The organism is Mycobacterium colombiense (genome assembly GCF_001665835.1).
Taxonomy (GTDB): Bacteria; Actinomycetota; Actinomycetes; order Mycobacteriales; family Mycobacteriaceae; genus Mycobacterium; species Mycobacterium colombiense_A.
The window spans coordinates 51,415-65,279 of sequence record NZ_LZSX01000035.1 but is presented as its reverse complement, the minus strand read 5'-3'; the positions used below and the strand labels follow the sequence as shown (position 1 = coordinate 65,279).

General features: G+C 69.0%; 8 protein-coding genes. 3 read left to right on the top strand and 5 right to left on the bottom strand.

Going from position 1 to position 13,865, the window contains the following annotated elements; all coding sequences use genetic code 11:
- Positions 1–30: 30 nt before the first annotated feature.
- Genes A5760_RS08350 through A5760_RS08340 form a run of 3 tightly spaced genes read right to left on the bottom strand, consistent with a single transcriptional unit; the run spans position 31 to position 3,109 of the window.
- The gene (locus A5760_RS08350; RefSeq protein WP_064879560.1) at positions 31–1,134 is read right to left on the bottom strand and encodes an acyl-CoA dehydrogenase family protein; all 1,104 of its coding nucleotides are present in this window, start codon (positions 1,132–1,134) and stop codon (positions 31–33) included.
- On the bottom strand, positions 1,131–2,330 hold the full coding sequence (locus tag A5760_RS08345; protein ID WP_064879558.1) for an acyl-CoA dehydrogenase family protein: 1,200 nt from the start codon (positions 2,328–2,330) through the stop codon (positions 1,131–1,133). Before A5760_RS08345 ends, A5760_RS08350 begins: the two co-directional genes overlap by 4 nt.
- Positions 2,327–3,109 (bottom strand): SDR family oxidoreductase, encoded by a 783-nt coding sequence (locus A5760_RS08340; RefSeq protein ID WP_064879556.1) that lies wholly within the window; start codon positions 3,107–3,109, stop codon positions 2,327–2,329. The genes A5760_RS08345 and A5760_RS08340 overlap by 4 nt, the downstream gene beginning before the upstream one ends.
- Before the next feature lie 133 nt (positions 3,110–3,242).
- Between A5760_RS08340 and A5760_RS08335 the strand changes: the two genes are divergently transcribed.
- The gene (locus A5760_RS08335) at positions 3,243–3,572 is read left to right on the top strand and encodes a hypothetical protein (protein ID WP_064879554.1); all 330 of its coding nucleotides are present in this window, start codon (positions 3,243–3,245) and stop codon (positions 3,570–3,572) included.
- Between the two features lie 12 nt (positions 3,573–3,584).
- Here A5760_RS08335 and A5760_RS08330 read toward each other — a convergent pair whose 3' ends face one another.
- Positions 3,585–6,812, bottom strand: a complete 3,228-nt coding sequence (locus A5760_RS08330; RefSeq protein ID WP_064879552.1) for a carboxyl transferase domain-containing protein — start codon at positions 6,810–6,812, stop codon at positions 3,585–3,587.
- On the bottom strand, positions 6,809–8,341 hold the full coding sequence (locus tag A5760_RS08325) for a class I adenylate-forming enzyme family protein (RefSeq protein WP_196772030.1): 1,533 nt from the start codon (positions 8,339–8,341) through the stop codon (positions 6,809–6,811). Before A5760_RS08325 ends, A5760_RS08330 begins: the two co-directional genes overlap by 4 nt.
- Before the next feature lie 39 nt (positions 8,342–8,380).
- Here A5760_RS08325 and A5760_RS08320 point away from each other — a divergent pair, with 39 nt between their 5' ends.
- Both A5760_RS08320 and A5760_RS08315 read left to right on the top strand, forming a co-directional pair.
- Positions 8,381–9,214, top strand: coding sequence for a thioesterase family protein (locus A5760_RS08320; RefSeq protein ID WP_196772029.1), 834 nt, complete (start codon positions 8,381–8,383; stop codon positions 9,212–9,214).
- Between the two features lie 251 nt (positions 9,215–9,465).
- Entirely contained in the window at positions 9,466–13,770 is a 4,305-nt protein-coding gene (locus A5760_RS08315; RefSeq protein ID WP_231122584.1) for an AAA family ATPase, read from the top strand.
- The last annotated feature ends 95 nt before the right edge of the window (positions 13,771–13,865 follow it).

Here is a 13,865-nt window from a genome sequence, read left to right as displayed (position 1 = left end):
GCAAACTCTATCGTCGGCCGGCGCCGAAGGTCAGAACGCCGGCAGATCGACCAATTCGGCCAGGCGGGCGCGGTGACGGTAGGCGGTGCCGAACGCCAACTGGTCGCTCTTGGCCCGCTTGAGGTAGAGGTGCGCCGGATATTCCCAGGTCATCCCGATGCCGCCGTGCAGCTGCACGCACTCCTCGGCGGCGTGCACGGCGACATCGCTGCAGTAGGCCTGGGCGATGGCCGCCGCCGCGTCCGCATCGGGACCGCCGCCGGCGCAGGCGTCGGCCGCGTAACGGGCCGCGGCCGTGGCCGCGCCGACCTCGAACCACAGGTCGGCCAGCCGGTGCTTGATCACCTGATAGGAGCCGATCGTCCGGCCGAATTGCCTGCGCTCCCTGGCGTACGCCAGCGTGGTCTCGAAGCACCATTGGGCCACCCCGAGTTGCTCGGAAGCCAACAGGGCCGCGCCGGTCCGGATGGCTTCGGTGACCGGCTCGTCGCCGGCCCCGACCCGGGACGACGGGGATCCCGAAAACGTCACGGCGGCAAGGGGTCTGGTCATATCCAGCGCGAGCGCCGGGGAGATCTGCACGCCCGCCGCGTCGCCGGGGACGGTGTGCAGCTCGAGCCCGTCGCGCCCGGCGACCGGGACCACCAGCACATCGGCGCCGTCGGCGCCGGCCACGCTGGTGACCGACCCGCTCAGGCCGTCGGCGCCGCCGCCGACGCCCGTGATCGGGTCGCCCGGTGCGCTCGACAGCGGCACCACCAACGCCGCCGTCAGCTCGCCCTGGGCCAGCGCCGACACGGTCTCGGTGTCACCGGCACGCAGCAGCGCGATCGTGGCGAGGACCGCGCTGGACAAAAACGGAACAGGGGCGACGGCCCGGCCGATCTCCTCCATGACCACGGCGGCCTCGCGAGCGCTCGCGCCGGCGCCGCCCAGCGACTCCGGAACCAGCAGGCCGGCCACGCCCAATTCGGTGGCCAGCGTGCGCCACACTCCCGAAAACTCTTGCGGTTGCGGGTCATAGGCGCGCACGACCGTTTCGGGTGGGCACCGCTCGGCGAACAACTGACGGACGCCGGCCCGCAGCGCCTCTTCGGTGTCGGAGTACAGCAGGTCGGCGGTGTGCGCGCTCATCGGGGTAGGTCCTTCCAGGCGACGTCTTTGTCGACGCGATGTTCACCCGGCAGGCCGAGGATCCGCTCGGAGATGGTGTTGCGCAGGATTTCTGACGTCCCGCCCTCGATCGAGTTGCCGCGGGCCCGCAGGTAGCGGTAGCCGGGTCCGCGACCGACCAGGTCGACCGTCTCGGGCCTGCGCATGGTCCAGTCATCGTAGAGCAGCCCGGATTCGCCGTGCAGCTCGATCTCGAAGCCCGAAATCGCTTGCGCCAGTTTGGCGAAAGCCACCTTCATGCCAGCGCCCTCGGGACCGGGCTGACCGGTGGCCGCCTGTTGCCGCAACCGTTCACCGGCGAGCCGAAGGACCTCCGCCTCGACCCACAGCCGCATCAGCTGGTCGTGCATCGCGGGGTTGCGCAGCTCCGGCTCGTCGCGCCAAGCCGCGGTGACCTTGCCGATGTGGCCGCCTTCCCGTGGGACGCCGGCACGCGACCCGATGGCGACGCGTTCGTTGTTGAGCGTGGTGGTCGCGACCCGCCAGCCGCCGCCCTCCGGGCCGAGCCGATTGGCATCGGGCACCCGGACGTCGGTGAGGAACACCTCGTTGAATTCCGCCTCGCCGGTGATCTGGCGCAACGGCCGGATATCGACCCCCGGTTGGGTCAGGTCACAGAGGAAGTAGGTCAGCCCGTGGTGTTTCGGCACGGCCGGATCGGTCCGGGCGACCAGGATGGCCATCTGCGCGTGTTGCGCCTGCGAGGTCCACACCTTTTGCCCGTTGACAATCCAGTCTTGAGGGTTATGCGCGTCTCGCACCGCCCGGGTGGCCACCCCGGCCAGGTCGGATCCGGCGCCCGGCTCGCTGAACAGCTGGCAGTAGATCTGTTCACCGGTGAACAACGGGCGCAGGAACTTTCGCTTCTGCTCGTCCGTGCCGAAGGCCGCGATCGTCGGCGCCGCCATGCCCATGCCGATGTAATTCTTGCGGGTGCCGCCCACCGGCGCGCCGGCGGCGGCCAGCCGGGCATCGACGCGCTCCTGACCGGTGCGCGGCAGATCCAGCCCGCCGAAACCGTGCGGTAAATGCACCCAGGCCAACCCCGCATCGTATTGTGCGCCAAGGAAATCGCGTGGGTCGCTGGTCGCCGGATCGTGCTCGTCGAGCAGGGCCTGCACCCGCGCGTCCAGGTCGGCCGTATCGACGGCGGTCATTGCCCGCCTCCCGGTGCGGACTGGAATCCCTGTGCGGCGCCCAACAGCAGGCCGCCGTCGATCACCATGGTCTCGCCGGTGATCCAGCTCGCGGCGTCCGAGACCAGGAAGGCGACGGCCGCGGCCACGTCGATCGGCTCCCCGATGCGCCCGAGCGCGATCGACGACGCCAGCGGGTCCTCGTGGTCCTTCCACAGCGCCTCGGCGAGCCGGGTGCGGACCACACCCGGGCATATCGCATTGACCCTGATGCGCGGCGAAAGTTCCAGCGCCAGTTGCTTGGTGACATGGATCAGCGCGGCCTTGGTGGCGTTGTACATGCCCATCGCCGGCGATTGATGCAAGCCGCCGATGGAGGCCGTGTTGACGATCGACCCGCCGTGCTCACCCATCCACGACTTGACCACGAGCGAGGTCCACAGCAGCGGGGCCCACAGGTTGACGTCGAAGATCTTGGTGAAGCGGGCGTGATCCTGGTCGATCAGCGGACCGTATGCCGGATTGGTTCCGGCGTTGTTGATCAGGATGTCGACGCTGCCGAAACGGTCCAGCGTGAGCTCGACGCAGCGGCGCGCCGCATCCTCGTCGACCGCGTGGGCACCCACCCCGAGGGCCTGCTTCCCCACCTGGGCGGCGGCCTCGTCGGCGGCCTCCTGCTTGCGCGCGGTGAGCACCACGTTGGCCCCCGCGGCCGCCAGTTGCTGGGCGATCGACAGCCCGATTCCGCGCGACGCGCCGGTGATGATCGCGGTGCGGCCGGTCAGATCTTGTGAGGTCATGGTGTCGGGCCTTCCGTCGCGGTGGGAGCCGCCGTAGGCAGCGGGGACTTCGTTTGCTGACAAATTTTATTCGTGATGTTTTGGACACGTGTTGCGGTGGTATGCCACGCGCATGTTATCGAAATTGACACTCATGAAACCGCTGGTTGTTGCCGGGGCTGTCGCTGCGGCCATCGCCGCCGCTCCCGCGGCCGCTGCTGACGTCTACGTCGCCGGACCAGCCGCCAACTCACCCGCCCCGACCCACGTCACCTTCAAGGACGACCCGGGCGGCGGCGGCTGCGACGCCAACGGAAACTGCGGCTCCGGTGGCCAGTTCAACGGCCCCGGCGGCGGGCCGGGCGGCCAGGGCTGCGTGCCGGGCGTCGGCTGCGGCTCCGGCGGGCAGAACGCGGGACCGGGTGGCGTTCCCGGCGGCACCGGATGTCTGCCCGGCGTCGGCTGCGGCTCCGGCCACGCGTAATCGCTGAACCCGTCAGCCTCCCGAGAGCCTGGTTATCCAGGCCCGGGAGGCTGCTGGGTCTATGACGTCGTCCAGTTCGAACGTGGTGGCCGCCCGCAGCGCCTTGCCGTGCTCGTAGGCCGCGGCCACCAGGCGGTCGAACAGGCTTTGCCGCTCGGCGGGATCATCGACGGCGGCCAGCTCTTTACTGAACCCAAGGCGCACAGCGCCCTCCAGGCCCATGCCGCCGATCTCGCCCGTCGGCCACGCGACGGTGAAGTGCGGCGCGCGGAATGAACCGCCGGCCATCGCCATCGCGCCGAGCCCATACCCCTTGCGCAGGATGATCATCCCCAGCGGCACCGTCAGCCGGGCACCCAGGACGAACATCCGGCCGAAGCGGCGAACCGCTGCTTGGATCTCCGCGTCCGGCCCGACCATGAAGCCCGGGGTGTCGCACAACGAGATGACCGGCAGCCCGAACGATTCGCACAGGGCGAGGAAGTCGCCCGTCTTGTCGGCCGCCTCGGCATCGATCGCGCCACCCAGGTGATGGGTGCTGTTGGCGATCAACCCGTAAGGCACTCCCTCGACGCGCACCAGCGCGGTGACGATGCCCACGCCGTAGTCCGGCCGCAGCTCCAGCACCGAACCGACGTCGACGATCGCCTCGATGGCCCGGTGCACGTCGTAGGCGCGTAACCGGTTCTCCGGCACCACATGCCGGGCCAGCCGCGGGTCGGGCGCGGTCCAGTCGCTCAGGGCGCCCTGAAAGTACGACAGGTATTGCTTGGCCAGCGCGACGGCGTGCGATTCGTCCCGGGCGACCAGGCTGACCACGCCGTTGCGGCGCTGCACCCCGATCGGCCCGATCGCCTCCGGCGGATACACGCCCAGCCCGCCACCCTCGATCATCGCCGGGCCGCCCATCCCGATGTTCGCGTCCGGTGTTGCGATGATCACGTCGCACACCCCGGCCAGCGCGGCGTTGCCGGCGAAGCACCGGCCCGACACGACCGACACCAACGGCACTTTCCCGCTCAGCGCCGCCAGCATCCGGAAGGTCGGGACGTCCAGCCCGGCGGCACCGCCGACGTCGGTGTCCCCCGGCCGGCCCCCGCCGCCCTCGGCGAACAGCACCACCGGCAACCGTTTTCGCGCGGCGAGGTCGAACACGCGGTCTGTCTTGGCGTGGTTGCGCATGCCCTGCGTGCCGGCCAGCACGGTGTAGTCGTACGACACCACGACGGCCTGCGCCGCGGCCCGCCCGAACCGATCCGCGCCGATGGTGGCCAGGCCGGCGACCAACCCGTCGGCCGGGGTGTTGGCGATCAGGTCCTCTTCGGAGCGGCGGCTGCGCTGCGCCGCAATGGCCAGCGCACCGTATTCGACGAAGCTGTCCGGATCGACGAGGTCGGCGATGTTCTCCCGCGCGGTGCGCCGACCTCGGCTGTGCCGCTTGGCAACCGCGGCCTGGCGGCCCTCGTCCAGCGTCAGGGAATGCCGGTGTGCGACCTCGTCCAGATCAGCGCGCGGCCGGTCGAGATCGGTTGCGGCCGAGACGGACTCACCGTCACCGGTCGCCTCCGTCCGGGTGAAGACCAGCAGCGGGTCTCCGGTCCCGACCACCTGCCCGGGCGTGACCAGAACCCGGACGGCCCGCAGCGCGTCCGGCGCGACGAGCACGTGCTGCATCTTCATCGCTTCCAGGACAACCAGCTGGCCGCCCGCGGCGTATTCGGCTCCCTCGGGCGCCACCTCGACCACGGTGCCGGCCATCTGCGCGCGTAGCGCGTCCTCACCGGGATAGAGCTCGACCGCCGCTACCCGCGGTCCTTGCTCGCGGGACTGCGCGGCCCGGACCAGTTCGGGAAGCCTGTCGTCGAGGAAACCGGTGCTCACCCAACCGGATTCGATCCGGTCGTCGGTCAGCAGCTCGCGCAGGAACCCGATGTTGGTGTGGACGCCCTCGATGCCGAACTCGGCGAGCGCGGTGCGCGCCTTGCGCACCGCCGCCTGCCACGATGATCCGTGCACGTCCACGATGAGCTTGGCCAGCAGCGAATCGTACTGGGGGCTGATCACCAGTCCCGCCCGGCCATACGTGTCGACGCGCACGCCCGGGCCGCTGGGCGGGGAGAACGCCGTGAGCGTGCCCGCCGAGGGGACGACGGAGAAGTCGGGCCCGAACGTCTCCGTGTTGACCCGGAGCTGAATGGCGATGCCGCGGCGAGCGGCCGGCTCGCCGATGACTTCCAGTCCGTCCGAGGCGATTCCGGATGCCAGCCCCAGCTGGTAGAAGGACGCGCCACCGGCGATGGCCAGCTGGACGGCCACCAGGTCGAGTCCGGTGGTTTCCTCGGTGACGGTGTGCTCGACCTGGATGCGTGGGTTGGCCTCGAGGAACACGAACTCCTCGCCGGTGACCAGGAATTCGACGGTGGCCAGCCCGCGCAGGCCCACGCGGGCGCACAGCCGCACCGCCGCCTGGTGCAGGGACCGGCGCATCTCGTCCGAAAGCCCTTGGGCGGGAGCGATTTCGACCAGCTTCTGGTAGCGCCGCTGAATGCTGCAGTCGCGGTCGCCGACGGCGTGTGCGTGCGTCTGGTGTCCGGCCGGCGCGGCGACGACCTGCACCTCGATGTGGCGGGCGTCGGTGAGCAGCGCCTCGGCGAACAGCGCGGGGTCGCCGAAGCCCAACCGCGCTTCGGCGGCGCAGCGTTGGTAGGCGTCGTCGATCTGATCGGCGCTGTGCACCTTGCGCATTCCGCGCCCTCCGCCACCGGCGAGGGCCTTGATCATGATGCCGCGACCCTGCGCGGCGAAGAATGCCTTGATGTCCTCGACGCTGCTGGGCCCCTCGGTCGCGGGCAGCACCGGCACCCCGGCGGCCATCGCGGCGCGGCGGGCCGACGTCTTGTTGCCGAGCAGCTGGAGCACCCGGGCGTCGGGACCCACGAACGTGTAACCGCCCGCCGCGCAGGCGTTGGCGAATTCGGCGTTCTCGCTGAGGAACCCGTAACCGGGGTGGATCAGGCTCGCGCCGGAGCTCTTCGCCGCCGCCAGCATGGCGGTCTGGTCCAGGTAGGCCCGCGGCCCGCCGCCCGGCAAGCCGATCGCCTCGTCGGCCGCGTGCACATGCGGGCTGTCCGCATCGTCCTCGGCGTAGACCGCGACCGTCCGCATGCCTAATTCGATTGCGGTGCGGATGATTCGAAGTGCGATCTCGCCGCGGTTGGCGACCAGCAGGCGCGGGTTCATCGCAGCGGCTCGCCCCACTGGACCTGCTCGCGCAGCCTGGCCTTGAGCAGTTTGCCGCCGGCGTTGCGCGGCAGCGCGCTGTCGACCACCGTGACATATTGCGGCACTTTGAAGTCGGCCAGCTGGCCGCGGCAGTGGTCGAGCACCGCGGGCACGTCGATCTCGTCGTCACCGCCGAACAACACCGCCCCCACCTTCTCCCCCATGACGTCGTCGGAAACCCCGAGCACGCAGGCGTCGGCCACGTGGGGCGCCGCCAGCAGCACGCCCTCCACCTCCACGCTGGAGACGTTCTCACCGCCGCGGTTGATGATGTCCTTGAGCCGGTCGACGATGTGCACCCGACCCGCATCATCAACGCGCACCACGTCACCGGTGTGCAGCCAACCGTCCGCGAAGGTGCTGGCGGTGGCCTCCGGCCGATTCCAGTAGCCGGCGGTCACATTGGCGCCCCGCGCCACCAACTCGCCCACGCCGGGATCATCCCCGAACGGGATCACCCCAAGGTCCACCGACGGGACGGCGTAACCGACGGAGTCGGCGTGTTCGACGGCCTCGCGGTCGGGCAGCACCGTCATCAGGGAGGCCGTCTCCGTCATCCCGTAGCCGTTGAACACCGTGGCGTGGCCGAACGCGTCCTTCACCGACCGCACCAGCGACGGGGCGATCGGGGCGCCGCCGTAGCCCACCCACCGCACATTCGACACATCAAGCGACGCAAAACCGCTGTGCCGCAACAACAACGAGTAGATAGCCGGGACGGTGACCATCACCGAAACGCGCTCGGCGATCAGCGCGGTGAGCAACCCGTCCAGGTTGAGCGCGGGCATGATCACCGAGGCTCCGCCGAGCCGGGCAGCAGCCAGCAGCTGCGTGTTGCAACCGGTCACGTGGAACAGCGGAACCGAGATGAGCGTGCGCATCGCCTCGCCGAGGTCCCGGGGCTGCTGCAGACAGCGGATCGCGTTCTCAGTGTTGGTCAGGAATGCCTCGTGCGTGGTCGGCACGCCCTTGGGGTGGCCGGTGGTGCCCGAGGTGTAGAACAGGGCGGCAGTGTCGTCGCGGCCGAGTTGCTCGGTGACGTAGGGCTGCCCCTCGGGCAGCGCGGCGCTTGGCGCCAGATCCACGTGCGCACCGGAATCGGACAGCACGAACTCGACCTCGGGCTGCGCCGATCGCGTATTGACCGCCACCACAACGCCACCGGCCATCACCGTGCCCCAGAACGCCAACGCCCAGTCGATTCCGGCGGGGTAACGTACCGCGACGCGATCGCCCGGCTTCAGGCCACCGGCGCGCAGCCCGCCGGCCACGCGCGCCGCCCGGTCCCAGAGCTGCCGGTACGTCAGCCGGTTCGCGCCCAGCTCGACCAGGGCTTCGGCGTCCGGACGGGCGTCAACCTGTTCGGCGAGCATGCCCAGCAGGGTGGCGGGCAACTCGTCATAGCGGGGAATGCCGTCGGAACCGCGTGAAACTCCGGTCAGCGGGAACGGGTTACGCCCGCGGGGAATTTCGATCACTGGAGGCATGCCCGGTCCTTACTATCCTGCTGCCCTATCGTGATAGCGGTGACGATCGAGGATTCCGCCATCATGCCCGAGGCGTTTTTCACTGTAGACGGCGACTCCTATGTTCCGGGCCAGATGACGCAGGGCCCATGGGGCGCGGCCATGGGCGGCCAGATCGTCGGCGGCCTGTTGGGTTGGGGCATAGAGCAATCCGGCATCGACGCGGACCTGCAGCCCGCCCGGTTCACCGTTGACCTGCTGCGCCCAGCCCTGATGGAGCCGGTGCAGATCCGGACCTCGGTGCAGCGGGAGGGCCGGCGCATCAAGCTGGTCGACGGCAGCCTGGTGCAGAACGGCACCGTCGTCGCGCGGGCCAGTGCGCTGTTCCTGCGCCGCGGTGATCATCCCGACGGGCAGGTGTGGTCGTCCCCCGCGCAGATGCCGCCGCTCCCAACGTCCTCGGACGGCTTCGGAGCCGAGATGCCTTTCCTCATCTGGGGGTACGGCGCCACGCTGGAAGGCAGCCCCGGAATCGCCGCCGGCGAATGGGAGCAGACCCATTCCCAGAAGTTCGCCTGGGCCCGGCTGTTTCGCCCGATGGTGCATGGCCACCCACTCACGCCGTTCACCCGCCTGGCCTTCGTCGGCGACATCACCAGCTCGCTCACCCATTGGGGCACCGGCGGATTGCGCTACATCAACGCCGACTACACCGTCACCGCGAGCCGGTTGCCCGACGGCGAATTCCTCGGCCTGGCCGCCCAGAGCCACTACGGCACGGCCGGGGTCGCCACCGGCGCCGCAACGCTGTTCGACCGGCGCGGGCCGATCGGCACCAGCTCGGCGCTGGCCCTGGCCCAACCCGCGGACGCCTTCAAGCCGACCTACGCCTAATCCATCATCGTTGCGGGCGTCACTCCGTTAGCTGCGCAGCGACGCTTTAAATCTCGGAAAGCGCCTGGTATTGGGCTATGCTGCTCTGCACTACCCGCCGAACGGATCTGCACAGTCCCGCAGCGGGGGGACCGTCACTCCAGGTGGGTGGACATTCCCTTGGAGGGAACCGCCATGCACATGCGCTCCGACTCGCGATTCCCTTGCAGCGCCATCCGGCGGACGGCGCTGCGCACGGAGTGCGCCGGGCCGTGACGACTCCGGTACTGGACCTCGACGGCCGGGTGGCCGACCGGCGGCAGGAGCTCAGCGAACTCCGGACCGCGGTGGCGACGGCCGAACGGGTCAGCGGAGGGTGCGTCCTGCTCAGCGGGGTCCCGGGGGTGGGCAAGTCGACGCTCATCCAGGCGTTCGGCGTCGAGATCTCCCGTCGCAACTGCGTATTCGCCTACGGGAGGTGTCGAGACGGCGGCCCGGCTCCGTACTCGGCGTTGGCCGACGCACTGAGCGCGGTTGTCCGCACCATGGAGGCCACCGGCCCGGCCGAGCGTGATCGTTGGCTTGCCGACCTCGTCAGCGAGCTGTCGGGGTTTGCGGGCGTCCTCTCGCCGCTCGTGCCCGAACTGGCACCGGTGCTGGGCGAGACCTCGACTGATGCCGATCTCGATGCGGCGGATGCTCGCCGTCGGTTGCACCGCGCTGCCATCCGGCTGGTGTCGACCACGGCGTCCTACCGTCCGGTGGTGCTGGCGATCGATGACCTGCAGTGGGCAGACCGAGACACGCTGCTGCTGTTGTCCGAATTGTTGACGGTGTCGCTTCGCAACGTCCTGGTTGTCGGCGGGCACCGCGCGGGTGAGTTCGACCCGGACGCCGGGGGGATCAAATCGGAAAACCTCAACACCATCGAACTGCAACCGCTGGCCCCCGAGGACGTCGAAGAGCTGCTGGCGGACGTGTGCGGCCAGAGCGTGGAGCTGGGCGACGTGGCCGCCGAGTTCCACCATCGCACCGGCGGCAACCCACTGCAGGTCCGTCAGCTGCTGTACCGCGCGCAACGCGAAGGCGCACTCATCCCGGTGGGGCCGAGCGGGCGCCCCGGTTGGGACCTGCGCGTCCTGGCGTCGCTCGAGGTCACTGCTACGGCCGCCGAGTTTCTCGGCCGCTACCTCGGTCAGTTGAGTCCGCAGGATCGGTCGGTGTTGAGTTCGCTGTCGTGCTTCGGTGGCGAGTTCGACCTCAACGACGCCACGGCAGCGGCCGCGCAACCGCCCGATGCGGTGGCCCAGGCGCTCTGGGCGTGCCTCGAGCTTCGTCTACTCGAGGCCGTCGACAGTGGCGGCAGACGGATCACCAACGCGATCAGCCGCGACGCCCGATATCGCTTCAGCCATGACCGGGTGACCGAGGCGGCGCGAGTCGGCCTGTCCGACGCCGAGATCCGCGCGACACATCTGCGGATCGGTCGGTGGCTGGTCGAGCAGGAGGACGACCGATTGTTCGAGGCCGCCCGCCACCTCGGCATCGGCGGACGTGGGCTCACCGACGACGCCGAGCGCATTCGTTATGTCGACGTACTCCGGCGTGCGGCACAAAAGGCGAGGTCGCAGGCCTCGTTCCCGTTGGCGCTCGACTACTGCCGGGATGCGCTGGACCTGCTCGGCGGACAGCGTTGGACCGCTCACTTCGACCTGACCCGGCAGCTGCAGCTCGATGCCGCTGACGCCGCGTTGCTGGTGGGTGACGTGCCGGCGCTGAATGGGCTACTCGACGAGGCCGAGGAGATCCTGCGGGACCCGCCGGATCGCGCGCGCATCGCTCACCTCCGGCTCAAAGGGCGGGTCGCAGAGAACCGTCTCCAGGAGGCGCTCGAGATCGGGTTGCAAGCTCTCGCCGAGCTCGGCGAAAGGGTGCCGAGCGACGCGGGCAAGCCACGGATGGGCAACGCGGTCGTCCGGATGATGATGACGACTCGCCGCTGGAGCACCGAGCGGCTGCTGCGACTGCCGCACTGCGATGACCAGCGGGTCATCGAGATCCACCGGATTCTTCTCGAACTGCGCAACATGTCGTACCTGGTCCGGCCCAACCTCATGCCGTTGTTCGTACGAAAGCAGCTCGATCTCACGTTGACTCACGGCCATACCCCGTACTCGCCGCTGGTCATTGGCGGTTACGGGGTTATCCGCGTAATGCTCGGCGATCATGCAGGCGGCCAGCGCTTCGGCGAGGTAGCCATGCGGCTCGCCGACCGCCCGGAATTCCGGGAGGCCCGGCCGCAGACGGTGTTTACGCACCTGAACTTCATCCGCCACTGGCGACAGCCCGTCCGCGACGGCTTGGGCGAGCTCCATGACGCCATCGAGGGGGCACTCGACCAGGGCGACCAGGAATACGCCGGATTTCTGGTCGCGGCCCTGCTCGCGCAGTCGGTCTGGGTAGGTCGTCCGCTCGCGGAAATCGATGCGCTCGCCAGTTCGCTGATTCCCCACATCCGTTCCCAGCCCGTGCCTGGCGCGCTTTGCCAAGGCACGCATCAGTATTGCCTCAACCTGATGGGCCGCAGCGCCGATCCCCTCCTCGTCGCCGGCGAGAGCGGTTACGACGAGCGAGACGTGCTGCCGGCCGCCCGCCGGGAGGGGGACGAGGTGGCCCTGAGCGCGGCCGCGGCCAGGCAGCAGGCCCTGCATTTCTGGTGCGGCGACTACGCCGGCGCAGTCGCCGCGACGCCGGAGTCAATCGAACACGTCGGCGGCATGGCCGGCTCTGTGATCTCACAACTCATCTACCTGATCGGCGCCCTGAGCATGATTCGGTGCGCGCCGCGGGATCCCTCGACCGCCCGCTTCGTGCGCCGGACACTGGCCTTGCACCGCAAGTGGGCGGCGGGCGCACCGGAGAACTACGCGGCACCGTATGCCCTGGCCCAGGGGTCGTGGGCCAGGGGGCGTGGGCAACATGCCAAGGCGGAGCGCTACCTTCACCAGGCGATTGAACTCGCCGAGGAAAACCAGCTTCCCATTATCAGTGCGTATGCCCATGAGGAAGCCGCCGCGCTCTACGCCGACCTCAGGCGAACGACGCTGCGCGAGCACATGCTGCGGTCGGCGTATCAGCGTTGGCTGAATCTGGGTTTCGCGGTGTGTACGGACCGGCTCGCGCGCGAGCACCCCTGGCTTCTCAGGCGCGACCTCACGACGGGTTCGACCGGGATCGACCCGGTCGGCGCGCATCAGCTCCTGCGAGCGCTGGCGGGAGCGCCGAATCAGGAAGGCTTGGCCAACATCATCCTGGGGTCGGTCGCGGACACCACGGGAGCGGGCCGCGTACTGCTCCTCACCGGCGAAGCCGAGAATCTTTCGGTCCGGGCCATCCAGGATCACGGCCGCATTTCGATTGTCGAGGGGCCGTGGACCGAAGTTGCCTACGACAGGGACATTGTGCGCCGCGTGCTGGACGGTGGCTCGCCGGTCATCGTCGCCGCCGAGCATCAGGCGCCGTCCATACTCGCCGCTCCGATCAGGGTGCACAACAGGACAATTGGCGTTATTTACGCCGAGCAGGACGAGTCCGGCAGACACTTCGGCGCCGATCACGAGCAGGCGGTCGCCTTCCTGTGCGCCCAGGCCGCCGCTGCGTTGTGGAACTTCCAGCTCGAGGCGCGACTACGGGCCGCCGACGAGCACCGACAGTCCCTGATGGACGCGCAATCGAGATTCGTGCCCAACGAACTGCTGCGCATCCTCGACATCGACGACCTTCGCCGCGTCCGCAACGGCTACCGGGTCGAGCGCGAGATGACGGTGCTCATCAGCGATATCCGTGGCTACACGACCATGATCGAGGATATGAACGTCGGCGAGGCGAGCAACCTGGCGATGGGTTTTCTACGTGCCGTCGAGCTCCCGATCATCGGCTACAACGGCATGATTCAAGACGTACGCGGGGACGAGATCGTTGCCGTCTTCGAGTCCGAGCCCGACGCCGTCCGGGCAGGACTGGCGATGCTGCGGTCCTTGCGCGCGCACAACCGGGAGCGAAAAGCAGTCGGATCCGAAGAACTGCGTGCGGGAATCGGCATCAATACCGGGATGGTCGGAGTTGGGCTCGTCGGCGGGGTGAACCGCATGGTGCTCACCATCATCGGCGACGCGGTGAACCTGGCCGCGCGCATCGAGAGCACCAACAAGCGCTACGGATCCGCCTTGCTCATCTCCGATAACACGTACAAGCGCCTCGCTGCGTCGGAGCGGTTCGAAGTCCGGCGCATGGAGCGGGTCATGGTGGTCAATCGACGTCGGCCGGTGACGATTTACGAAGTGTACGACGAGGATTCGGCTCCGCTTCGCGCCGCGAAGCGCGCGGCGAAGCCCGCGTTCGACGAGGCCTTTGCACTTTTCGACGCGGGCGAGGTCGATGGAGCGCGCGCTGCCTTCGAACGATGCCGCGAGCTGTTGCCCCACGACCCCGTCGCACCCCTGCATCTGGCGCACTGCGACGCGGTGGCGCGCGGTGAGATGACCCCCGGTCAAGAGGTGGCACTCCTGAACAAGTAGTGCACTACTCCACTTTTGAAACTTTGCTGAAGTGATTGCGCGAGTGTGGTAATTGTCTCATGATTTGTACCGACAGCCGGGGGCGGTCAAGGAGC

Bases quoted from the DNA above. Each gene is read 5' to 3' on its own strand.
- A5760_RS08330 (WP_064879552.1), bottom strand. From the start codon at position 6,812: ATGAACCCGCGCCTGCTGGTCGCCAACCGCGGCGAGATCGCACTTCGA.
- A5760_RS08340 (WP_064879556.1), bottom strand. From the start codon at position 3,109: ATGACCTCACAAGATCTGACCGGCCGCACCGCGATCATCACCGGCGCG.
- A5760_RS08325 (WP_196772030.1), bottom strand. From the start codon at position 8,341: ATGCCTCCAGTGATCGAAATTCCCCGCGGGCGTAACCCGTTCCCGCTG.
- A5760_RS08335 (WP_064879554.1), top strand. From the start codon at position 3,243: ATGAAACCGCTGGTTGTTGCCGGGGCTGTCGCTGCGGCCATCGCCGCC.
- A5760_RS08345 (WP_064879558.1), bottom strand. From the start codon at position 2,330: ATGACCGCCGTCGATACGGCCGACCTGGACGCGCGGGTGCAGGCCCTG.
- A5760_RS08350 (WP_064879560.1), bottom strand. From the start codon at position 1,134: ATGAGCGCGCACACCGCCGACCTGCTGTACTCCGACACCGAAGAGGCG.